The organism is Pseudarthrobacter sp. WHRI 8279 (assembly GCF_040224115.2).
GTDB lineage: Bacteria > Actinomycetota > Actinomycetes > Actinomycetales > Micrococcaceae > Arthrobacter.
In genome coordinates this window covers 654,782-676,413 of record NZ_CP168162.1, presented here as the reverse complement: position 1 = coordinate 676,413, position 21,632 = coordinate 654,782, and the positions used below count along the sequence as shown (strand labels likewise).

The window sequence follows — 21,632 nt, the reverse complement described above, 5'->3', positions numbered from 1 at the left end:
CAGTCAGCTGCTAGGCAACAACCTTCTTGGCGGAGGTGTCGGCAGGCAGGGAGTCCTTGGCAACCTTGACCAGCGCTGCGAAAGCGTTGGCGTCGGAAACGGCCAGTTCGGCGAGCATGCGGCGGTCAACCTCAACCTCAGCGGCCTTCAGGCCCTGGATCAGACGGTTGTAGGTGAGGCCGTTGGCGCGGGATGCAGCGTTGATGCGCTGGATCCACAGGCGGCGGAAGTCGCCCTTCTTCTTCTTGCGGTCGCCGTAGCTGTACACAAACGAGTGCAGCAGCTGCTCTTTGGCCTTGCGGTACAGGCGTGAACGCTGTCCACGGTAGCCCTTTGCGCGTTCAAGAATAACCCGGCGCTTCTTGTGGGCGTTGACCGCCCTCTTCACACGTGCCACGTGCGTACTCCTTCGAAAATTCTGCTCCCAAGCATCTACTGCCGGTAGTCCCGGCGGCCTGAGAAGGCTTTTTGGTAGGTGACTTACACCAGGTGGTGGTCAGTCAAAGAACTTGGAAACTAGATGCCGAGCATCTTCCGGATGACCTTGGCGTCGCCCTTGAAGACGATCTTGTCGCCGGCGAGGCGGCGGGTCAGCCTGGAGGACTTGTGCTCGAGGTAGTGGCGGCGGTTGGCCTGCTGGCGGCGCAGCTTGCCGCTGCCGGTCAGCTTGAAGCGCTTCTTGGCACCACTGTGGGTCTTCATCTTCGGCATGGGAACCGATCTCCTTACGTTCCGCAGGCTGGGCCTGCAGCTCTATCGCGCAGCTGCCCCTCAGGGCGGCGTGCTGGTTGCTGACTGCCGGAGGGCGACCTCCGGCAGCTGTGGACTAAGTGGTCTTCTTGCCGGCCGGCTTTGGCGCTGCCTTGGGGGCGGGCCGTGCGGCAGGCTTCGGCGCAGCGGGCCTGGCCACCGGCTTCGGCGGAGCAGGCACTGCCGCGGGCTTCGGCGCCGCTGCAGGTGCGGCTGCAGCAGGCTTCTCTGCAGCAGCCTTCGGTGCCGGCGCGGCCTTGGGCTCTGCCGCCTTGGGAGCAGCCGCCTTGGGTGCAGCGGCAACCTTCGGTGCTTCGGCCTTGGGGGCCTCCTGCTTCGGAGCAGCTGCCTTGGGGGCCTCCTGCTTCGGCGCTTCGGCTGCGGCGGGCTCGACGACGGCGGCCGGCTCCTGGACAGGAGCCTCCACTGCTGCCTCGGGTTCGGTCGAGACGGTGAATCCCTCGGGAAGCAGATCCGCCAGTGACTGGGTCATGGGTGCCTGGTCGTCGCCGGAGGTGTCAACGCGGCCCGAAGCCTTGGCTTCGTTCTGCGCCTTCGCTTCGGCACGCTGCGTAGCGCGGCGGGCTTCGGCCTTGGCCTCTGCCTTGTTCTTCAGCGGACCAACCACCATGACCATGTTGCGGCCGTCGATGCGGGGGCTGGACTCAACAACGCCAACTTCGGCGACGTCGTCGGCGAAGCGCTGGAGCAGGCGGATGCCCATCTCCGGACGCTGCTGCTCGCGGCCACGGAACTGGATCATGGCCTTGACCTTGTCCCCGGCACCGAGGAAGCGCAGTGCATGCCCGCGCTTGGTCTCGTAGTCGTGGGTGTCGATCTTCAGGCGGAAGCGGATTTCCTTCAGAACGGTGTTCGTCTGGTTCTTCCGCGCTTCACGTGCCTTAACCGCGGCCTCGTACTTGTACTTGCCGAAGTCCATCAGCTTGCACACCGGAGGCTTCGCCTGAGGTGCAACTTCAACGAGATCAAGGTCGGACTCGGCAGCCAGACGCAGGGCATCCTCAATACGGACGATTCCTACCTGTTCACCTGCAGGGCCGACCAGCCGCACCTCGGGGACGCGGATACGCTCATTGATTCTTGGCTCGCTAATGTTAAAGCTCCTGTTGTTGTTGTGGAATCCCGGCAAATAGAGAAGGCCCCCAATTGCCGGAGCAATCGAAGGCCTCTGATAGGTCGGATGCGGATCCCGCGAAGGGACTGCGTACACCGCTCCGGCTGTTGCCGGGGCCATGCCCAACCAGGTACCCGGCAACCTTGAGTTCCAAAAAATCCGGAACAGCGGCTGGCGCGGGTGGGAGAGAACTCCGCTTGCAAACTGCATGCCATCTTACAGAAAAAATTCCCGTCAACGCTGTGCAGCGCCGGTGGGAACCTTGATCGTTGGAACAATCTCTGAAATAACGACATCCAGTCGGTCTGTGTCAAGCTTACCAGTATGAGCACCCCAGACAGTAATTCATACGTTTTCGAGCCTGCGGCGGATGAGGCAGGTGCCGCCGGCGACGTCTCGCAGCAGATCCGCGACATTTCCGAAGTGCCGGCGATCGAGGTCATCACCACAGCGGCCGTCCACCTGATGAGTGCAGCCGCAGTGAAGCTGGGGCTGGCGGCCGAGGACAATGCCGAGGAACTGAAGGACCTGGACGAGGCCCGGAAACTGATCACCGCCCTGGCCGGCCTGGTGACCGCCGCCGCCCCGGAGATCGGCTCACAGCACGCCGGACCCTTGCGTGACGGACTGCGGTCCCTGCAGCTGGCGTTCCGCGAAGAGTCCCTGATCCCCGACGCCCCGGGCAAGGGCCCGGGCGAGAAGTACACCGGGGCAGTTAACTGACCGGACCGCCACACCCTTTTCTAAACCCCCGACGACGGCGGGATGGCCTTCAAAGGTCGTCCCGCCGTCGTCCATTTAACGGAGTTTTTGTCCAGATATGCCGACTTTAACGCCTTGGAAGTCTGCATATGTGGACAAAAACTCGGCCTGCCGGGCTGGGAATTGCCGGGCTGGGAGTTACTGGGCCCTGATCTTCCCCCGGCGGCGCTGCTGGAGGACAAGGCCTGCGAAGCAGAGCACGACGCCGGCTGTGCCCACCGCAACGAAGCCGCCGGATGGCCCTGTGCCGTCGATGAAGACGCCCGCGAGGGGCGCACCCAGGGCCACGCCTCCCGTGAGGGCCGAGCCGTACCAGCCCATGGCCTCGCCGCGGCGTTCCTCAGCCACGAGGTCCGCAACTTTCTCCGATGCTGAGGACAGCACGGGCGCGCACAGCAGCCCCGGCAGGATTGAGACGAGCGCGAGCGACCAGGTATCGTGCGCAAACCCCATGGGGATGGTCAGGGCCGCCATTCCGAGCAGCAGGAGGATCGGCGAGACCGGGCGGTGCATGGCCCCGTAAACCAGGCCTCCCACCACGGACGCGGCGCACCAAAAGAGGAAAACGATGCCGATTTCGGCCTGGCGTCCTCCCGTTTCCAGGGCAGCGACAATGCCGACGTCGGTCCCGCTCAGCACCATGCCCGCCCCTGCTGCCACAGCGAAGACGGCCGCCACGGTGGCGGTGAACCAGGCGAAGTTGTGGGCCACTTTGCCGCGCAGGCCCGGTCCGGGACGCGCGGTGCCCGCAGGGACCAGTTCTGCCGCAGCCTCCTGCAAGTGCGCGGGGGCGGCGGACACCACGGCGGCCTCGGCGGCGTGGCGCTCGTCGGCACTGCGTTCCCCGTCCTGCGCAGGGCTTCGGGTGGGCGGGTTGAACCACATCAGGAACAGTCCGGCCAGGGACGTGGAGACCCCCACTATGGTGAGGCCCAGCACCGTGAAGCCGCTGGTGGCGACGATTGCGCCTGCTGCGGGACCGATCATGAACACCACCTCAGTGGTGATTGCGTCGAGGGCGAAGGCTGTACGGCGCTGGTCGCCGTCGGCCAGCACGCCCAGGGACTGGCGCACCACGCTGAAAATGGGGAGTGTGAGCAGCCCGCCCACAAACACCAGCGGAAGGAGCCACTGGTAGGACACATGCGGAACAACGGACCAGATAACTGCTTCCGAGATCACCGAGGGGATAAGTGCTGTCCGGAGGCCCACGGTGTCAACCCGCCTGCCACGCCATGGCGCACCCACCGCAATGCCGATGGTCATGACGGCCGCGGCGGCGCCGGCGGCTGCGTACCCCTGGTTAAGGGTGAGGACGATGTGCAGCGTCAGCAGCACCCCGGCGGCGGAGTGGGGAATGCGGGCAACCATGCCCACCAGCAACAGCCGGCGGATTGGCCGGACGGCGAGCAACTCCCGGTAGAGAGCGAAATTCACGGAGCGATCCTTAGGTCTGCCGCAGCAGCCGGGGATCACCCCGCTGGCTGCCGGCTAGTGGTCTGCGCGCCTCAACTTGACGTCGATCGAGTCGACGCGCTCCCCAAACAATACATTCCGGGACCACTGGGCCTGGAGTCCGGACACGAGCTCCTGCACCCCCGCGGCATCCAGCCCGTCCTCAAGGTAGAGCACCACCTGCAGTTCAGGCCCGGCACCGCCGCCGGCAGCCACCGTTCCATCGGCGGCACGGGCGGCCACTCCCCTGCCGGGCACCAGTTCCATGTTCCGGACGGCGGGAAAGCCGGCGGCGGCCCTCCCCATTTCTTCAGCGAGTTCCTGGTCCTTATAGGAAGGCGTCCACTGCTGCTGCTGGGCCAGCGCCCACACGGCCGGCCGCCGGACCACGAAGGTGAAGTCAGAGCCTGGGTCAAGAACCAGCAGCTCTGCACCTTCGGAGACGGCTGAGAGGGCGGCGCGGGCGGCGTACACGGCAACGGGCCTGGCGTCCGGATGCCAGGCGGACAGGGCCGCTGCGGAGGTAAAGACGGGCATCGCCGTCCTGCCATCCGGGGCCTTGAGCGTTACCAGCGCCATGTCGGCCTGTTTATCTGCCTGCAGGCCGTCCTGGCCTTCCGCTTCTTCCGCTAGCTGGGCAACAATCGGGATAAACACGCGTGCGGTGGCGAGCGAGGCAACGACGCCCGCCTCGTCCCCGCTTCCCTCCCGGAGTGCCGCGATGGCGGCGGCGTAGGCGCTGCTGGCCGTCCCGTCGTCGTTCTCGAAATTGTGGATCCTGGCGTCGTCGCCGGCCAGGCTCCGCCCCGCCCAGGGCTGCCCTGCGGAGTCCGTGGCGCCGCCGGCGCCCGCCAGTGCCGCAGCGATATGCCCCGGCAGCTGCCGGGGCGTAGCGCCTGATTCGTTGCCCATGACGGCGTGCGCCCTTAGCGGCGGCCGGCCACGTCGAGGGCTTCGGGCAGCGTGAAGGCGCCGGCATAGAGGGCCTTGCCCACGATCGCCCCTTCAACGCCCAGCGGCACCAGGGAACGCAGGACCTTGAGGTCGTCGAGGCTGGAGATGCCTCCGGAGGCAACAACGGGCTTGCCCGTTTTCTCCACCATCTGGCGAAGGAGTTCCACGTTGGGCCCCTGCAGGGTGCCATCCTTTGTCACGTCCGTGACCACGTACCGGCTGCAGCCTGCTTCCTCGAGGCGGCCCAGGACCTCCCAGAGGTCTCCGCCTTCCTTTGTCCAGCCGCGGCCGGCCAGGGTGGTTCCGCGGACGTCGAGTCCGACGGCGATCTTGTCACCAAACCGCTCGATGGCCCGGCGGGTCCATTCGGGGTTTTCCAGCGCAGCGGTTCCCAGGTTTACGCGGGCAACGCCGAGATCCAGGGCCGCTTCAAGGGTTTCGTCGTCGCGGAGCCCGCCGGACAGTTCCACCTTGATGTCCAGCCGGCCCACCACCTCGCGCAGCAGTTCCGCGTTTGAGCCGCGGCCGAAGGCTGCATCCAGGTCCACCAGGTGGACCCACTCAGCTCCCTGCTGCTGCCAGTTCAGTGCCGCTTCAAGCGGCGTTCCGTAACTGGTCTCACTGCCTGCCTCGCCCTGCACCAGCCGGACGGCCTGGCCGTTGACGACGTCGACGGCGGGCAGCAGTTCGAGAACGGGCAGGTCGGTTGCAGTGCTCATGTTGAATCCTCAGGATGGGGGCAGGATGGCCTGCCGCGGTCAGTTGCCCGGCAGCGTCAGCAGGTAGGCGGCGAGCAGCGACATGCCCGCAAGAACGTAAAACGATATCTGGGTCCACAGCGGCTTGTGCTGCTGCCTGAAGGACAGGGCGCCGCCGACGAGTACGCCGGCGAGCCCCATCAGGAGAACGGACCACATCTAGGCGGAGCCTTCTTCCGGCGAGGACCCATCACCGGGAGCCTGGCTGCCGGCGGAGGGCCTGCGCAGGGCATCCACCCAGTTGTGCAGCAGGCGCGCGCCCGCGTCACCGGATTTCTCGGGGTGGAACTGGGTGGCGCAGAGCGGGCCATTTTCGACTGCAGCGATAAACGGCGCGCCGTGTTCGGACCATGTGACCAGGGGCGCGGCCATCCGCGGCTGAATGACGTCGAAGTTCCATTCCTGGACCCCGTAGGAGTGCACGAAGTAGAAGCGTTCGTTTTCGACGCCGGCGAACAGCTTCGACCCCTCGGGCACCTTGACGGTGTTCCAGCCCATGTGCGGAACCACGTCCGCCGGCAGGAGTTCCACCTTGCCGGGCCATTCACCCATGCCTTCAGCCTCGGTGCCATGCTCCACTCCGGCTTCAAAAAGGACCTGGAGGCCTACGCAGATGCCCAGGACCGGCCGGCCGCCGGCCACCCGCCTGCCGATGAGGCGGATGCCGTCCACGGCTTTGAGCTCACGCATCACTGTTTCGAAGGCCCCGACTCCGGGAACCACCAGGCCGTCGGCGTTCAGGACGTCCTCGGGCTTGGAGCTCAGGATGACTTCCGCCCCGGCCCGTTCCAGTGCCCGCACGGCGGACCGGACATTTCCGGAGCCGTAATCCAGGACGGTGACGGTGGGCTTGCCCTCGGGCGAGGGCAGCTTGTGGGAAGCGGAGGGATCGACGATGGCACCGTCCCGAAGGACCTGGCCGCTCACAGCGCACCCTTGGTGGAGGGAATCCCCTCAACACGGGGATCAGGTTCCACGGCAGCACGGAGCGCCCGCGCGAACGCCTTGAACTGGGCCTCTACGATGTGGTGCGGATCGCGGCCCGCGATGACGTTCATGTGCAGGCAGATACCCGCGTGCAGCGTGATGGCCTCGAAGACGTGCCGGGTCAGGGATCCCGTGAAGTGGCCGCCGATGAGGTGGTATTCCTGGCCGGCGGGCTCGCCCCCGTGCACCAGGTAGGGACGTCCGGAAACGTCAACGACGGCGTGCGCAAGGGCCTCGTCCAGGGGAACGGTGGCCTCGCCAAACCGGCGGATGCCGGCCTTGTTTCCCAGCGCGGTGCGCAGCACCTCCCCGAAGGTGATGGCTACGTCCTCCACGGTGTGGTGGACATCGATGTGGATGTCACCTGTGGCTTTGACGGTCATGTCGATCAGCGAGTGCTTGCAGAGCGCCGTGAGCATGTGGTCGTAGAAAGGTACCGACGTGTCGATGTCCGAGGTGCCGGTGCCGTCCAGGTTGATTTCCACGAGCACGGACGACTCACTGGTGGCACGTTCCATGCGCGCAGTGCGGGCCGCAGCCACGTTCGATCCGGTGGTACTCATGCTTTGGGTCCTTTTGGGCAGATGGGGTGGTTCAGGGCGTCCAGCGCCGCTGCTTCCAGTCTAGGCGGGAAGCGTGGCCTGGCTTGCAAGGATGCTTTCCAGGGATGTGAGGAAGGCTGTGGTTTCGGTCTCAGTTCCGGCCGTGACCCGGAGGTGGCCGGGAATCCCCACGTCCCGGATCAGCACTCCGGCGTCCAGCAGCTCCTGCCAGACCTGGTGCGGGTTCTCCAGTCCGCCGAAAAAGACGTAATTGGAGTCCGACGCTGCGGGCTTGAGGCCCATCCGCGTCAGCTCCGACACGATGCGGTCCCGCTGCTTCTTGATGTCTTCCACATCCGCCATCAGTGCCTCGCGGTGCTGGAGGGCAGCCAGGGCAGTGGCCTGCGTGATGGCTGAGAGGTGGTACGGCAGCCGGACCAGGCGGAGGGCATCGGCAACTTCGGGTGCGGCAGCCATGTAGCCCAGTCGGGCTCCGGCCAGCGCGAATGCCTTGCTCATGGTCCTGGACACGATCAGCCGCTCCCGGCCGGGCAGCAACGTCAGTGCGCTGGGCGTCCCGTCGTGTGCGAACTCGTGGTATGCCTCATCGACAATGACGATGGTCTGGCTTGCTTCGCCTGCCTCGTACACGGCCTCCACGACATCCAGCCCCAGCCCGGTCCCCGTGGGGTTGTTGGGCGAACAGAGGAAGACGATGTTGGGCTGCAGTTCCTTGACCTGCCGCGCTGCCGATTCAGCGCTGAGGCCGTAGCCTTCGGCGCGCTCTCCGACGATGTATTCGGTGTCCGTTCCGCTGGCCAGCAGCGGATACATCGAGTACGTGGGGGGAAAGCCGAGCGCTGTGCGTCCGGGACCGCCGAATGCCTGGAGGATCTGCTGGAGTACCTCGTTTGAGCCGTTCGCAGCCCAGAGGTTGGTCTCATCGAGGCCGTGGCCCAGATATTCCGCCAGCGCTTTGCGCAGTTCCGTGAACTCCCGGTCCGGGTAGCGGTTCAGGCCCGCGGCGGCTTCGGTGACTGCCGCACTGATGGCCGCCCTTACGTCCGCCGGAACACCATGGGTGTTTTCGTTGACGTTCAGGAGGATGGGGACGTCCAGCTGGGGCGCACCGTAAGGGGTAAGCCCGCGGAGGTTGCTGCGGAGGGGAAGCCGGTTCAGGCGTTCTAGCTGGTCATTCACCTGAACAGTTTAGTGCCCGTGCCGGAGGGCGGAAAATGTGACGGGTTCCTGTTCGCCCTCGGCATGCGCCCCCGGCCCATTCCATGGAGCAGCCCCCGCTGGTCCGGACCCTGCTGCCGGCTATGGCAGCTCAGCCGGCGGGAACGAACAACTGCTGGCCGGGGAAGACTGCGCCTGCGGAGAGGTTGTTGAGCTGCACGATGTCGGCCACAACATCGCGTGCGTCGCGATCAGGCGCCACGGCGGCTGCGATCCCCCACAGCGACTGGCCGGGCTGGACCGTCACGGTGACCGCGGAGGTCGTCTGGAGCTCCGCGTCTGAGTCGGAGGCTTTTGCCGGGGAGTTGAAGAAGCCTGCCAGCGAGAGCAGCAGGGCGGCCAGAAGAACCAGGGGAATACCGATCAGCACGATGCGGCCGCGCCGGGTCAGCCGCAGGGGCGGAAGGGGGGCCGGCCGTTCCGGCTGCCGCTCTTCAGGCCGGGACAGAAGGTGCTGCACAGAGAGCAGCTGTGGACGTGAACCCCGCGAAACAGATGTAGCTGACATGAACTGAGCCCTCCTGGACCATACTGTGCTGCCCGGATGTTCTGCTCCGACGCCCCCTAGGGCTTTCCGGTGCCACTTTCGAATGGCCGGCGTTCGCAGTAGAACATATGTTCGAACTTTGCTTCTTCTGTTTTAGCACCTATCAACGAACATTGTCGAGACTCGCTAGAACAAATGTTTGAAAAAGCAGTGTGGCTGGCCTAGTTTTGAACGAAAGAACAACCACCCGGACAGTCGATCAGCAGGGTCTGACATTATGGGGCGGGATCGTCCAGGGCCTTGCCGTGGATAGGCCCGGCGGACACCGAAAGGCATTGGCGAATATGGCAGCAGCAGCCGCCGGGGGCAGGGCAACCGCGCAACCGAAGAGGACCGCCAAGGGCCTGACGCCACGGCAGAAAAAGATCCTGGAAACGATCCAGCGTTCCGTCAATGTGAACGGCTACCCCCCGTCCATGCGGGAAATCGGAGATACCGTGGGCCTGGCCAGCCTTTCCAGCGTCACCCACCAGCTGTCCCAGCTGGAAAAACTGGGCTATCTGCGCCGTGACCCGAAGCGTCCGCGCGCCATGGAGGTCCTGATGCCCCTGACTTTGGACGGCGGTGCGGCCAAACCCGCCAGCCAGCCATCAGCAGTGCCCCCCAGCGGTGGCGCCACTGTCACGGAGCTGCCCACTGCCCTTGACACTGCGATGGTTCCACTTGTTGGCCGCATCGCAGCCGGTGGTCCCATCCTGGCCGACCAGCAGGTGGAGGACGTTATGCCGCTCCCCCGGCAGCTGGTGGGCCAGGGCGAACTGTTTATGCTCCGGGTGGCCGGGGATTCCATGGTGGACGCGGCCATCTGTGATGGCGACTGGGTTGTGGTGCGCCGCCAGGCGGATGCAGCCAACGGCGAGATCGTCGCTGCCCTCCTCGACGATGAGGCCACCGTCAAGACATTCCGGCAGCGTGACGGCCACACCTGGCTGCTCCCCCAGAACACCCAGTACGAGCCAATCCTCGGAGACCACGCCACCATCATGGGCAAGGTCGTTTCAGTGCTCCGCTCCCTGTAGCCAGGTTCCCCCCGCCCCGGGGGCACAGCAGGCTCCGGCAGTGTTGGGCCCTGCCGGGCCAAACACTCAGCTCGGCCAAACACTGCCCCGCCCAGGCGTCAGGCGTTCTCGCCGGCCAGCCTCTCCAGGGCCGCGATTGCCGTCTTCCGGTCCGTTGTGGACCAGAACGGCGGCAGCGCTTCCCGGAGGAACCCTGCGTAGCGCTCGGTGGCAAGCCGTGAGTCAAGCACAGCCACCACTCCCTTGTCCCCTGTGGAGCGGATCAACCGGCCTGCGCCCTGGGCGAGCCGGATGGCGGCATGGGTGGCCGAAACCGACATGAAGCCGTTGCCGCCAGCCTGTGCCACGGCCCGGGAGCGCGCCGTCATGAGGGGATCGTCCGGCCGCGGAAAGGGAATCCGGTCTATCACCACAAGGCGGCAGGACCCGCCAGGGACATCCACGCCCTGCCACAGGGACATGGTTCCGAACAGGCAGGTATCGGGCTCGTCGGCGAACTGCTTCACCAGGGCGGTCATGGTGGAATCGCCCTGGCAGAGGACCGTCATGTCCAGCTTGGGGCGGAGGGCTTCGGCGGCTTCCTCTGCGGCGCGCCGGGAGGAAAACAGGCACAGTGCGCCGCCGCCGGAAGCGCGGATGAGCGCCTCGAGTTCGTCAAGTGCTTCCGGGGATGCGCCCCTTCCGGGCTTCGGCAGGTGCCCGGCAACGTAGAGGATGCCCTGCTTGGGGTAGTCAAAGGGCGACCCCACGTCCACGCCTTTCCAGCGGGGGGCACCCTCGCCCACGAGTCCCAGCCCGCCGGCGGCAGGCTCAAACGCTGAACCAATGGCCAGCGTGGCAGAAGTAAGTACAACGGTGTGCCCGGAGAACAGGCCTTCCCGCAGCCGCCCGGCCACGGACAGCGGCGCAATGTTGATCAAAGCCGGCGCCGTCTCATCCGGCTGGGAAAATTCCTGCGCGGGATCAAAGGCGCTGGCGCGGGAAAACCACACCACTTCGCGGTTCTCCCGGGCAGCGAGGAGCCGTTCGCAAAGTTCCAGGATGAGCATCAGGCGGGACCGCGCAAGCTGCCTCCCGCCGTCGGGCGTGGCATTGCCGTCCCCCTTCGAATCCGAGAGGGCGGCGCGGCAGGCATCACGCAGCTGGTCCACGCAGTCCAGCTGTTCTTCATTCAGCCCGTTGGGCAGCAGTCCGTTCGGCACTGCGGCGAGGGCAAGTTCCAGGTTGGCGGCCGCGGCGTTGAGCGCGTCAACGGTGATGGCGGTGTGCTTGCGGGCTCCGGCGGCAGCCGCATGGACCATGGCCACGGACAGCTGTCCGGAGACCGCCCCCGTGACCCGGTCCTGGAGTTCGTGCGCCTCGTCCACCACCACGACGTCGTACTCGGGCAGGACCGCCAGCCCCTCAAAGGCGCTGACGGCGAGCATCGCGTGGTTCGTGACCACGACGTCCGCCTCCGCAGCGTCCTGCCGGGCAAGTTCACTGAAGCACTCTGCTGCCATGGGGCACTTTTGGGCGCCGAGGCACTCCATGGAGGTCACGGACACCTGGCGCCAGGCGCGGTCCGTAACGCCCGGCAGCAGCTCGTCGCGGTCGCCAGTGGCGGTCTTCTCCGCCCACTCCCGCAGGCGTACCACTTCCTTGCCGAGCTGGGACGAAGGGCCGCCAACGGAGGCCGCGAAGTGCGGCACACTGGTGTCCTCGCCCAGGCTGAACAGCTGGCCTTCCGCAGGTTCCTCGCTGGGGAAGCCGCCTTCCAGCTTGTGCCGGCAGACATAGTTGGACCGCCCCTTGACCAGCGCCACCTTGACCGGCCTGTCCAGGGCGGGAGTGATGGCCTTGAGCAGCCGGGGCAGGTCCCGGCCAACGATCTGCGTCTGGAGCGCAAGCGTGGCCGTGGACACCAGGGCGGGCTTGTTGCTTTCCAGGGCGTGGGCGATGAGGGGTATCAGGTAGGCCAGCGACTTGCCGGTGCCCGTGCCTGCCTGGACCAGGAGGTGGTCCCCCGTTCCCAGCGCACGGGCCACCTGCCTGGCCATCTCATGCTGGCCCTCACGGCTCTGTCCGCCCATGCCTGCAACGGCCCGGTCGAGCAGTTCGATCACGAACTGCTCGCCGGCCGTCTCCATGGCTTCCGGGGCCACGAGGTCAGTCATTGCTGACGAAGGGTTCCAGTTCGGCCGCAAAGCCCTCCCGGACCATCACCACGGCCCGGGTGCCTTCCTCCACGTGGTCCACGCTGATGATCTCGGCGTCAGACTCGTGGAGTTTACTGAGCAGGTCTCCGCGATCGTACGGAATGAGCAGCTCCAGCTTGACGCCTGGCCTGGGAATGGCGTCACTGATCGCCTTGAGCAGCTCCGCGATGCCTTCGCCCGTTCGGGCGGACACCACTACGTGCCGCGGCTCGCGCTGCCTGAGCCGCTCCACCACGAAGGGATCGGCGGCGTCGGCTTTGTTGAGCACGATGATCTCCGGCACCTTGCGGGCGTCCACTTCGCTGAAGACCTTGCGGACTGCAGCTATCTGTCCTTCCGGGTCCGGGTGCGAGACGTCCACCACGTGGAGGATGAGGTCCGCGTCCGCAACTTCCTCCAGCGTGGAGCGGAACGCCTCCACCAGCTGCGTAGGCAGCGACCGGACGAAGCCCACAGTGTCCGCGAGCGTATAGCCCAGCCCGTCCGCAGTTTCGGCCTTGCGGACAGTGGGGTCCAAGGTGGCGAACAGGGCGTTCTCCACCAGGACTCCGGCGTCGGTCAGGCGGTTGAGCAGCGAGGACTTGCCCGCGTTGGTGTAGCCGGCGATCGCAACGGACGGCACGGAATTACGACGGCGGTTGGCCCGCTTGGTCTCGCGTGCCGGCTTCATTGCGGCGATCTCCCGCCGCAGCTTGGCCATCCGGGTACGGATGCGACGGCGGTCCAGCTCGATTTTCGTTTCACCGGGACCGCGCGAGCCCATGCCGGCCGCGGCGCCGCCCACCTGCCCGCCGGCCTGGCGGGACATTGACTCGCCCCAGCCGCGCAGGCGCGGCAGGAGGTACTCGAGCTGCGCCAGCTCCACTTGCGCCTTGCCTTCGCGGCTCTTGGCGTGCTGGGCGAAGATATCCAAAATCAGGGCTGTCCGGTCGATGACCTTGACCTTGACGATGTCCTCCAGGCCACGGCGCTGCGAGGGTGCAAGCTCGGCATCCACAACAACGGTGTCCGCGCCGGTGGACATTACGATGTCCCGGAGCTCAAGCGCCTTGCCCGAGCCCAGGAATGTCCCGGGGTCCGGCTTGTCACGGCGCTGGACCAGTCCGTCAAGGACCTCGGAGCCGGCAGTTTCGGCAAGGGCGGCGAGTTCCCGCAGCGAGTTCTCGGCGTCGGCCAGGGTGCCTTCGGACCAGAGCCCCGCCAGGACCACGCGCTCAAGGCGCAGCTGGCGGTACTCGACCTCAGTGACGTCTTCCAGTTCGGTGGACAGTCCTGCGGTACGGCGCAGGGCGCGGCGTTCCTCGAGGTCCTGCTGGTCGCCGTCGTACGTTGAATGTTCTTCGTCCAGGCGGGAAATTGCCTGGGCTTTGCCGAACACTGCCCTTCCGTCGCTGCCCTTCGCCTCGCCGCTGTGCGGGCTGGGGGTCCTGGCCGGTACGTCCTTGGAGAGAATCCGGTCAATGACAGCCTGGATTTCCTCGGGACTCATGTCCTGGGCGGCTGGATCTGATCCGGTGTTGGGCTGGCTGGTCATGGTCTCCTTTGAAGATTCGGCAGCTCCAGAATAGTGCCGATTGCTGGTGGTTGGGGAAGTATTCGCGGTGGGCTGACGGCCTGCGGTCATCCAAGGCTCCTGGCTTGCTGGGCCGGCGCTGCGGACAGCAGCAACGGCAGGGGTGCCACGTGGTGGTTCGTAGCGGAGAAGGAAACAGCCGGAAACGGCGATAAGTCCAGCAGGAAGCTGGCTTTCGAGTGTGGTCCGGCGACCGGAACAGGCGGATTCCGCGTGGTCCGGTGCACACAGCGGAAGATTCGGAGAAACCGCATCGCTGGGTGGGACATGCTGTCGCTTGAGGACAGGCTTCGGGACGGGCGTGGCCCGTGCCGGCTACTCGAAGATCAGGAACATGCCCTCCAGCCTAGCAGAGGGCCATACCCGCGGTTTCCCTTTACGCTGCAAGGGGAACTACTCTGGCCAGTTATGGAGTCCGCACATTATTTCAGCGCAACACCCGCCGGCCCTTTCACCCGCAAGCCCCTGGCTGTTGAGCTCGCCGGGCAGACGCGCAGGCTGCAGACTTCCTCCGGCATCTTCAGCCCCGACGGGATCGACAAAGGCACGGCGATCCTGCTCAGCGAGGTTCCCGCTCCCGCGCCCCAGGGAAACCTCCTGGACATCGGCTGCGGCTGGGGACCCATTGCCCTGACCATGGCCCTCAAGGCGCCCTCCGCCCGGGTCTACGCCGTGGACGTCAACGAGCGCTGCATCACGCTGACGAACGAGAACGCCGCAGCACTGGGGCTTGCCAACGTGACAGCCAGCACCCCCGACGCCGTGGATCCCGAGCTGCGCTTTGACACGATCTGGTCCAATCCGCCCATCCGGATCGGCAAGGACGAACTGCACTCACTGCTGAAGCTGTGGATTCCGCGCCTGGCTCCGGGCGGGACGGCCTGGCTGGTGGTGCAGAAGAACCTCGGGGCCGACTCGCTTCAGCGGTGGCTTGCAGCTGAACTGGACGAATCGTTCACGGTCAGCCGGGAGTCAACCTCGAAGTCGTTCCGGATCCTGAAGGTCAGGAAAGCGTCCCGTTTGCCACAATAACTGCCGGACCGCTGAGCTCCACGTGTTCGTGGCCTCCTGGACCGGCGAAGAACTTGACTCCCACCACGCCTCCGGGAACGTGGACGCGCCAGGCGTCCGGGGCTTCCGCGCCCGCCCAGTGGCGGATGGCCACAGCGGCGGCGCAGGCACCCGTTCCGCAGGACTGGGTCTCCCCCACGCCGCGTTCATGCACGCGCATTGTTACCGAGCCAACGCCGTCGTGGACCAGCGGCTCGGACGGAACCACGAATTCCACGTTGGTCCCGTTGGCTGGGACGGGGTCAACCACGGGCGCGGTGAACAGCCGTGTTCCCGCGAGTTCGGAAAGCTCGGCGAGGGCAACAACCGTGTGCGGGTTGCCCATGCTGACCGAAAGGGCGGGGCGTGGAACCTCCAGGCCCTCGGCGGTCACCAGTGAATCCATGGCCTTGGCCGTGGCCTCGCCCGGGAAGATGAACTCCCACGGCCCCATGTCCACGGCATAGCCTTCCCCCGTCCGCACCACGGTTTTGACCCCGGCCCGTGTACCAATGGTGAGGGCGCCGCCGTCGGGCAGCTCGATCAGGCCCTCGGTCCGGAGGAAATGGACAAAGACGCGGACGCCGTTGCCGCACATTTCGGACAGCGAGCCGTCCCCGTTGCGGTAGTCCATAAACCACTCAGCCTCGGGTGCGGCAGCCATCAACTCGCGGCCTTCCGGGAGGAACCGCGACGGGACTGCCCGGATGAGGCCGTCCCCGCCGATCCCGCGGTGCCGGTCACACAGGGCTGCAACGGCTTCGGCCGTGATGGTGTGGACGCCCTCGGGATCAGCCACCAGGACGAAGTCATTGCCGGTGCCGTGCCCCTTGGAGAAGCGGAGCCCGCTCAGGGTGCTTAAGGCCGGCTCGGTGGTTTCTGCGAGGGTTGTGTCCATGGTTCCAAGGGTACCGGCCGTGCGGTGCAGCCCTAAAAACGGCAGAGCCCCACTGCTGTGGCCAGCAGGGCCGGATCCTGCCAGTCCAGCCAGTGGATGCGCGGATCGGCCCGGAACCAGGTGAGCTGGCGCCGGGCGAACTGGCGGGTGGCCACGATGGTGTCCTCAGCGGCCTCGGGAACAGTCCACTCGCCGTCGATAACACGCAGGAACTGCGAGTACCCCAGGGCGCGGGGGGCAGTCTTACCCTGCCGCAGCCCGCGGGCGTCCAGCTCTTGGACCTCGGCGAGCAGGCCGGCCTCCACCATGCCGTGCACACGCCGGCCAAGCCGGTCCCGAAGCGCCTCACGGTCCACCGCCAGGCCAACCTGGACGGCAGGCTGGAAGTACTCACGCTGCGGCATGAAGGAACTGAACGGCCGTCCGGTGAGCTGATGGACCTCCAGGGCGCGGATAACCCTCCGGTCATCTGACAGCCGGCCGGCGGACACCGGATCCACCTTCCGCAGCCGCTCCAGCAGCACCGCGGTCCCCTGGGCGGCGAGTTCGGATTCCAGGCTTTGGCGTACCCGCGGATCAGTGCCCGGGAATTCGAGGATGTCCAGCGCGGCCCGCACGTAGAGGCCGGAGCCGCCGGCCAGGATGGCGCGCTTGCCGCGGGCGTGAATGTCCGTGATGAGCTCCCGGGCCTGCTGCTGGAACTGCGACACGCTGGCTTCCTGGGTTACCTCCAGGATGTCCAGCAGGTGGTGGGGAACGCCCTTGCGTTCAGCGTCGGTGATTTTTGCCGTGCCAATGTCCATGCCCCGGTAGAACTGCATGGCGTCGGCATTGATGACTTCGCCGTCCAGTTCCAGGGCAAGGTTGACGGCAAGGTCAGACTTGCCGGACCCAGTGGGACCAACGACGGCGATGACAGGCGGTGAGCCCACCGGTCAGCGGGTGCGGACGGGCAACGAGGGCATGCCCAGCGATACGCCCTTGCCGCCGGCACCGGACCCCGGTGCGGGTGCTCCGCAGGAGTCTGCCTGCGACCTGTCCCAGGCGTCACCGGCGCGGGAGCGGCGAAGGCTGTAATCCCCGGGGGCGGGATCGGCGACAAGGTGGAAAGCTGCGGCCTCGGTGATGGTGACAGTGACCAGGTCTCCAGGCCGTGGAGCAGGCGCACCCTCAGGGACCGAGAAGTGCACAAGCCGCTGGTCCTGGGAACGGCCGGAGAGCCTGTGCGTCTCCCCTGCCTTCCGTCCGGACTGCGCCGTGACCATGACCTCAACCCGGCGTCCGAGCTGGCGCCGGTTCTCCTCCGCCGCAATCCGGTCCTGAAGGGCGGTCAGTCGCTCGAACCGCTCCTGCACCACGGCCTTGGGCAGCTGGTCGGGCAAGTCAGCGGCAGGGGTGCCCGGGCGCTTGGAGTACTGGAACGTGAAGGCGGTGGCGAAGCGTGACTTCTCCACCACGTCCAGTGTTGCCTGAAAGTCGTCTTCGGTTTCGCCGGGGAACCCAACAATGATGTCGGTGGAGATTGCAGCGTGCGGGATTTTGTCGCGCACTTTGTCCAGGATGCCCAGGAACTTGCTGGACCGGTAGGAACGCCGCATGTCCCGAAGTACTTTGTCCGACCCCGACTGCAGCGGCATGTGCAGCTGCGGCATCACGTTGGGGGTCTCGGCCATGGCATCAATGACGTCGTCGGTGAACGCGGCGGGGTGCGGGCTGGTGAACCGTACCCGTTCCAGGCCTTCAATGTCCCCGCAGGCCCGGAGGAGCTTGGAGAAGGCCTGCCGGTCGCCGAACTCCACACCGTAGGAGTTGACGTTCTGGCCCAGGAGGGTGACTTCGATGGCGCCGTCGTCCACCAGTGCCTGGATCTCGGCAAGGATGTCTCCGGGCCGGCGGTCTTTCTCCTTGCCGCGGAGGGCGGGCACGATGCAGAAGGTGCAGGTGTTGTTGCAGCCGACGGAGATGGATACCCAGCCTGAGTAGACGGAGTCCCTCTTGGTGGGAAGCGTGGACGGGAAGACGTCCAACGACTCCAGGATTTCCAGCTGCGCCTCGTTGTTGTGCCGCGCACGTTCCAGCAGTGCGGGCAGGGCGCCAACATTATGGGTGCCGAAGACAGCGTCCACCCACGGCGCCTTCTTCAGGATGGTCTCCCTGTCCTTCTGCGCCAGGCAGCCGCCCACCGCGATCTGCATGCCCGGGTTTGCGGCCTTCACCGGAGCCAGGATGCCCAGGTTGCCGTAGAGCTTGTTGTCAGCGTTCTCCCGGACCGCACACGTGTTGAACACCACGACGTCAGCCTGTTCGTCCTCCGCAGGCACATACCCTGCGTCCTCCAGCATGCCGGCCATCCGCTCTGAGTCATGGACGTTCATCTGGCAGCCGAACGTACGCACCTGGTACGTGCGGGGCCTAGGGCCACCGGCTTGCGGTGCACCTTCAGCTTCTGCGGAGGGGCTGGTACCGGAAAGGGGGGAAGGGATGGTCAAACTCACCTGTTAAGGGTACCGGTTTTACAGGTTCGCACTATCGGGTCCGGCGCAGGACTCCAGGACCTCGTTGACAATCCGGAACGCCTGCGAGGGCTGATAGCCCTTCCGGGCGAGCATTGATGCAAGCCGCCGGGTTGCCTTGTCCCGCTCCGCCCGGTCCTCGAAATCCGTTCCCGGGCGGAGCTTCCGCTCCACAAGCTGCCGTGCGGCGGCTTCCTCATCCGCATCCGTCAACTGTTCCAACGCTGCGGCCGCGGTGTCCTGGTCTATGCCCTTTTCCGCGAGTTCGCGGCGGAGGGCTCCCTTGGCCAGCTTCCGCGACTGGGAGCGGCTCCTCACCCACATGTCGGCAAAGTCGGCGTCGTTGATCAGGCGTGCTTCCTCGAACCTGTCCAGCACCGCCTCGGCGACGTCGTCCGGGATGTTCCGCTCGGCGAGTTTCCTGGCAAGCTGCAGCCTGCTCTTCGCCGAAGCGGTCAGCTGCCGATAGATGATGTTTTGTGCGACGGACACCGGATCCGCCTCGGCATCCCCGGCAACGGAGGAACCTGGATCCGGACCGTCCTGGAACGGGCCGCCAGGTGAAACGCCGCGCCGCCCGCCGGCTTTCGCACGGCGGGGACGCGGAGTGTCAAAATCCGTCAACTGCTAGAACCCGTCAACGGCTTTCAGCTTCGGGGAGTCCTTGGACTCCGGCTCTGCAGGCTTGACGCCCACGCCGAGCTTTTCCTTGATCAGCCGCTCAAGTTCGGCAGCAAGCTCTGGGTTGTCCCGGAGGAACCTGCGGGAGTTTTCCATGCCCTGGCCGAGCTGGTCGCCGTCGTAGGTAAACCAGGAGCCGGACTTCTTGATGATGCCGTGTTCCACGCCCATGTCGATGATGCCGCCCTCACGGGAAATGCCCTGGCCGTAGATGATGTCGAATTCGGCCACTTTGAAGGGCGGAGCCATCTTGTTCTTGACGATCTTCGCCTTGGTCCGGTTGCCGACGGAATCGGCGCCTTCCTTCAGGGTCTGGATACGGCGGACGTCGATACGGATGGAGGCGTAGAACTTCAGGGCCTTACCACCGGTGGTGGTTTCCGGGGAGCCGAAGAAAACGCCGATCTTCTCGCGGAGCTGGTTGATGAAGATCGCGGTGGTCTTGGTCTGGCTCAGGCGCCCGGTGATCTTACGCAGGGCCTGGCTCATGAGGCGGGCCTGGAGGCCGACGTGGCTGTCACCCATGTCGCCTTCGATTTCGGCCCGCGGCACCAGGGCTGCGACGGAGTCGATCACGATGACGTCCAGCGACCCCGAGCCCACCAGCATGTCCATGATTTCCAGGGCCTGCTCACCGGTGTCCGGCTGGGAGACGAGGAGGGCGTCCGTGTCCACGCCGAGCTTGGCGGCGTATTCAGGGTCAAGGGCGTGCTCGGCGTCAATGAAGGCGGCGATCCCGCCCTGGCGCTGGGCATTGGCCACGGCGTGGAGGGCTACGGTGGTCTTACCGGACGATTCCGGCCCGTAGATCTCAACAACACGGCCACGGGGAAGGCCGCCAATTCCCAAGGCAACGTCCAATGCAATGGAGCCGGTGGGGATGACCTCAATCGGGGCCCGGACTTCATCGCCGAGCCGCATGACCGAGCCTTTACCGAACTGCTTGTCGATCTGGGCCAGCGCTGCTTCGAGCGCTTTTGCACGATCCGGGGCTGCCGCCATGGTTCACACCTCTAATGCTTTCTCGCTTTGGAGTGGCCTCAGCGGCCGTTTATTGGTCATCTCTGACGCTACTGGGACCCACTGACATTCCGGCCGGGTGAGGGCGGCTATGTGGATAACCCGCTATGAAAAGCATAGCTTTACCCGAACAGGTATTCGAACAACCGCACGGCGTGTCAGGAGAAACCGGCTAGTCCGTGCGGGGCTTGATGTCCCGGCCCAGCCGGCGCTCCGCGGGAACATCCTGCACATCACAGAGGGCCAGCCACACCCTGCGGGGCTCTATGCCGGCGGCAAGCGCCTGGTCCGCGGTGCGCCCGCCCACTCCTGCCAGGACAAGGGTGCTGCTGAGGACCCGCGAGTACCCGGCGCCGAATTCGTCGTCCATGAGTCGCCAATAATCGCTGATTCGCACCAGAAAAGTCTCTCATGATCCCGCGCACTAGAATTGTTGCCATGAGCAACTCCCCTGATGTCCCGTCCCTGCAGGGCCGCCACGACGAAGCCACCGTGGACGCCGCGGTGCAGAACGTGGAACACCAGATCAGTCTTTTCTGGCGGCGCGCACGGTCGATCTCCAACCAGCTTTCCCGCCAGGTGCATCCGGATATGGAACCTGCGGCGTACGGCCTCCTGACGGTCATCCGCCGGGAGGGGCCGATCCGCCTTACCGACCTGGCGATGAACATCGGCGTCGGAAAGCCTTCCGTCAGCCGGCAGATTGCTTTCCTGGAGAGCCTGGGGCTCGTGTCCAAGGAGGCTGATCCCCTGGACGGACGGGCGCAGGCCATCCGGCTGACACCCAAAGGTGAGGAAAAAATGCATCAGGTCCAGGACGCCCGGCGGCAGGTGTTCCGCGAACGCCTGGGGGAATGGCCGGTTGCGGAATTGGAGGAGCTGGCCCGCTGCATGGCCAAGCTGAACTCCACCTACGAGCGTGACGGCTTCCCGAAGGACGGCACGGCGCCCACCGGTGAAGACAAGTAACACAAAATGCACTGAAGCCCCCGGCCGCGGCCGGGGGCTTCAATGTATTACGTTCCGGGAGCCGTCTTCGGGCGGGACCCTACCGGGCGCCGGAAAGAAGGCCCGCGGACAGTTCGTCGTTAAGTTCAGTGTTGAGGTCGCGCTCAAGGTCGCGGCCATAACGCTGGGAGAATTCCTGGGGAACGGTGTCCGGAACGGCAACGCCTTCTGCAACAGCCACCCTGTCGCTCACTTCGCGGAGCATGCTGGACAACGGAACGTCCAGGGCCGAGCAGATCGAAGACAGCAGCTCGGATGATGCTTCCTTCTGGCCGCGCTCCACTTCACTGAGGTAACCCAGGGAGACACGGGCGCTGTGCGAAACTTCACGGAGCGTACGCCCCTGACGCTGGCGGACATCGCGCAGGACATCACCAATTTCGTGACGAAGTACAACCATCTTGCGCTCCTTCTGTTCGCTCTTGCCCTGATCGGCGAGGCCCACATCCTTCCAGCGGACAACGCCGTTTACGGATACGGGCTGCTTTACCATCTGTATCGCCTTGCTCCCTCATTGGTCAGGTCCGCCGCAAGGCGAACCGT

Annotated in this window: 24 protein-coding genes; 4 read left to right on the top strand and 20 right to left on the bottom strand. The window is 65.8% G+C overall.

Features of this window, described 5'->3' with window-relative positions; all coding sequences use genetic code 11:
• Nucleotides 1-10: 10 nt before the first annotated feature.
• The 3 genes from rplT to infC form a co-directional block, all read right to left on the bottom strand.
• Nucleotides 11-397, bottom strand: a complete 387-nt coding sequence (gene rplT / locus ABRP28_RS03045; protein ID WP_066274920.1) for a 50S ribosomal protein L20 — start codon at nt 395-397, stop codon at nt 11-13.
• A gap of 119 nt (nt 398-516) precedes the next feature.
• Complete coding sequence (gene rpmI / locus ABRP28_RS03040) at nt 517-711, bottom strand: 50S ribosomal protein L35 (protein WP_009358635.1); 195 nt, start codon at nt 709-711, stop codon at nt 517-519.
• 115 nt (nt 712-826) lie between these two features.
• Nucleotides 827-1,822: a translation initiation factor IF-3 gene (gene infC / locus ABRP28_RS03035; RefSeq protein ID WP_374152966.1), complete on the bottom strand. Its 996-nt coding sequence runs from the start codon at nt 1,820-1,822 to the stop codon at nt 827-829.
• A gap of 387 nt (nt 1,823-2,209) precedes the next feature.
• On the opposite strand from infC, the gene ABRP28_RS03030 reads away from it, so the two are divergent.
• Nucleotides 2,210-2,608 (top strand): DUF1844 domain-containing protein, encoded by a 399-nt coding sequence (locus ABRP28_RS03030; RefSeq protein WP_174180349.1) that lies wholly within the window; start codon nt 2,210-2,212, stop codon nt 2,606-2,608.
• Nucleotides 2,609-2,785: 177 nt separating this feature from the next.
• Here the strand turns inward: ABRP28_RS03030 and ABRP28_RS03025 are convergent, their stop codons facing one another.
• The 8 genes from ABRP28_RS03025 to ABRP28_RS02990 form a co-directional block, all read right to left on the bottom strand.
• Nucleotides 2,786-4,084 carry an MFS transporter gene (locus ABRP28_RS03025; RefSeq protein WP_350004590.1) on the bottom strand — a complete coding sequence of 433 codons (1,299 nt, stop codon included), beginning with the start codon at nt 4,082-4,084 and terminating at the stop codon, nt 2,786-2,788.
• Between the two features lie 54 nt (nt 4,085-4,138).
• The gene (locus tag ABRP28_RS03020; RefSeq protein ID WP_350004592.1) at nt 4,139-5,014 is read right to left on the bottom strand and encodes an SseB family protein; all 876 of its coding nucleotides are present in this window, start codon (nt 5,012-5,014) and stop codon (nt 4,139-4,141) included.
• A 14-nt stretch (nt 5,015-5,028) separates the two neighbouring features.
• Nucleotides 5,029-5,775 carry a bifunctional 1-(5-phosphoribosyl)-5-((5-phosphoribosylamino)methylideneamino)imidazole-4-carboxamide isomerase/phosphoribosylanthranilate isomerase PriA gene (gene priA / locus ABRP28_RS03015; RefSeq protein ID WP_231456923.1) on the bottom strand — a complete coding sequence of 249 codons (747 nt, stop codon included), beginning with the start codon at nt 5,773-5,775 and terminating at the stop codon, nt 5,029-5,031.
• A 39-nt stretch (nt 5,776-5,814) separates the two neighbouring features.
• The gene (locus tag ABRP28_RS03010) at nt 5,815-5,973 is read right to left on the bottom strand and encodes a hypothetical protein (protein WP_181038237.1); all 159 of its coding nucleotides are present in this window, start codon (nt 5,971-5,973) and stop codon (nt 5,815-5,817) included.
• Nucleotides 5,974-6,741, bottom strand: a complete 768-nt coding sequence (hisH, locus tag ABRP28_RS03005) for an imidazole glycerol phosphate synthase subunit HisH (protein ID WP_350004594.1) — start codon at nt 6,739-6,741, stop codon at nt 5,974-5,976.
• Nucleotides 6,738-7,364, bottom strand: coding sequence for an imidazoleglycerol-phosphate dehydratase HisB (gene hisB / locus ABRP28_RS03000; protein ID WP_066274905.1), 627 nt, complete (start codon nt 7,362-7,364; stop codon nt 6,738-6,740). Before hisB ends, hisH begins: the two co-directional genes overlap by 4 nt.
• A gap of 60 nt (nt 7,365-7,424) precedes the next feature.
• Entirely contained in the window at nt 7,425-8,543 is a 1,119-nt protein-coding gene (locus ABRP28_RS02995; RefSeq protein ID WP_350004596.1) for a histidinol-phosphate transaminase, read from the bottom strand.
• Nucleotides 8,544-8,673: 130 nt separating this feature from the next.
• Complete coding sequence (locus ABRP28_RS02990) at nt 8,674-9,090, bottom strand: LysM peptidoglycan-binding domain-containing protein (RefSeq protein WP_350004598.1); 417 nt, start codon at nt 9,088-9,090, stop codon at nt 8,674-8,676.
• A gap of 323 nt (nt 9,091-9,413) precedes the next feature.
• Between ABRP28_RS02990 and lexA the strand changes: the two genes are divergently transcribed.
• Entirely contained in the window at nt 9,414-10,148 is a 735-nt protein-coding gene (gene lexA / locus ABRP28_RS02985; RefSeq protein ID WP_350004599.1) for a transcriptional repressor LexA, read from the top strand.
• A 98-nt stretch (nt 10,149-10,246) separates the two neighbouring features.
• On the opposite strand, the gene ABRP28_RS02980 is transcribed toward lexA, so the two are convergent.
• Both ABRP28_RS02980 and hflX read right to left on the bottom strand, forming a co-directional pair.
• Nucleotides 10,247-12,304, bottom strand: coding sequence for an ATP-dependent DNA helicase (locus ABRP28_RS02980; protein ID WP_350004601.1), 2,058 nt, complete (start codon nt 12,302-12,304; stop codon nt 10,247-10,249).
• On the bottom strand, nt 12,297-13,880 hold the full coding sequence (gene hflX, locus ABRP28_RS02975) for a GTPase HflX (RefSeq protein WP_350004603.1): 1,584 nt from the start codon (nt 13,878-13,880) through the stop codon (nt 12,297-12,299). Before hflX ends, ABRP28_RS02980 begins: the two co-directional genes overlap by 8 nt.
• 447 nt (nt 13,881-14,327) lie before the next feature.
• On the opposite strand from hflX, the gene ABRP28_RS02970 reads away from it, so the two are divergent.
• Nucleotides 14,328-14,951: a class I SAM-dependent methyltransferase gene (locus ABRP28_RS02970; RefSeq protein ID WP_231456917.1), complete on the top strand. Its 624-nt coding sequence runs from the start codon at nt 14,328-14,330 to the stop codon at nt 14,949-14,951.
• Here ABRP28_RS02970 and dapF read toward each other — a convergent pair.
• The 6 genes from dapF to ABRP28_RS02940 form a co-directional block, all read right to left on the bottom strand.
• Nucleotides 14,923-15,867 (bottom strand): diaminopimelate epimerase, encoded by a 945-nt coding sequence (gene dapF / locus ABRP28_RS02965; RefSeq protein WP_350004605.1) that lies wholly within the window; start codon nt 15,865-15,867, stop codon nt 14,923-14,925. The genes ABRP28_RS02970 and dapF overlap by 29 nt on opposite strands.
• Before the next feature lie 32 nt (nt 15,868-15,899).
• Nucleotides 15,900-16,799: a tRNA (adenosine(37)-N6)-dimethylallyltransferase MiaA gene (miaA, locus tag ABRP28_RS02960; RefSeq protein ID WP_350004607.1), complete on the bottom strand. Its 900-nt coding sequence runs from the start codon at nt 16,797-16,799 to the stop codon at nt 15,900-15,902.
• Nucleotides 16,800-16,802: 3 nt separating this feature from the next.
• Nucleotides 16,803-18,362: a tRNA (N6-isopentenyl adenosine(37)-C2)-methylthiotransferase MiaB gene (gene miaB, locus ABRP28_RS02955; protein WP_350004609.1), complete on the bottom strand. Its 1,560-nt coding sequence runs from the start codon at nt 18,360-18,362 to the stop codon at nt 16,803-16,805.
• Between the two features lie 18 nt (nt 18,363-18,380).
• A complete protein-coding gene (locus tag ABRP28_RS02950; RefSeq protein ID WP_350004724.1) occupies nt 18,381-18,872 on the bottom strand; it encodes a regulatory protein RecX in 492 nt (163 codons plus the stop codon).
• Nucleotides 18,873-19,007: 135 nt separating this feature from the next.
• The gene (gene recA, locus ABRP28_RS02945; protein ID WP_079595873.1) at nt 19,008-20,063 is read right to left on the bottom strand and encodes a recombinase RecA; all 1,056 of its coding nucleotides are present in this window, start codon (nt 20,061-20,063) and stop codon (nt 19,008-19,010) included.
• Nucleotides 20,064-20,253: 190 nt separating this feature from the next.
• Nucleotides 20,254-20,478 carry a DUF3046 domain-containing protein gene (locus tag ABRP28_RS02940; RefSeq protein ID WP_231456913.1) on the bottom strand — a complete coding sequence of 75 codons (225 nt, stop codon included), beginning with the start codon at nt 20,476-20,478 and terminating at the stop codon, nt 20,254-20,256.
• Nucleotides 20,479-20,519: 41 nt separating this feature from the next.
• Between ABRP28_RS02940 and ABRP28_RS02935 the strand changes: the two genes are divergently transcribed.
• On the top strand, nt 20,520-21,050 hold the full coding sequence (locus tag ABRP28_RS02935; RefSeq protein ID WP_350004612.1) for a MarR family transcriptional regulator: 531 nt from the start codon (nt 20,520-20,522) through the stop codon (nt 21,048-21,050).
• 79 nt (nt 21,051-21,129) lie between these two features.
• Here ABRP28_RS02935 and ABRP28_RS02930 read toward each other — a convergent pair whose 3' ends face one another.
• Nucleotides 21,130-21,582 (bottom strand): helix-turn-helix transcriptional regulator, encoded by a 453-nt coding sequence (locus tag ABRP28_RS02930; RefSeq protein WP_350004614.1) that lies wholly within the window; start codon nt 21,580-21,582, stop codon nt 21,130-21,132.
• Nucleotides 21,583-21,632 lie beyond the last annotated feature (50 nt).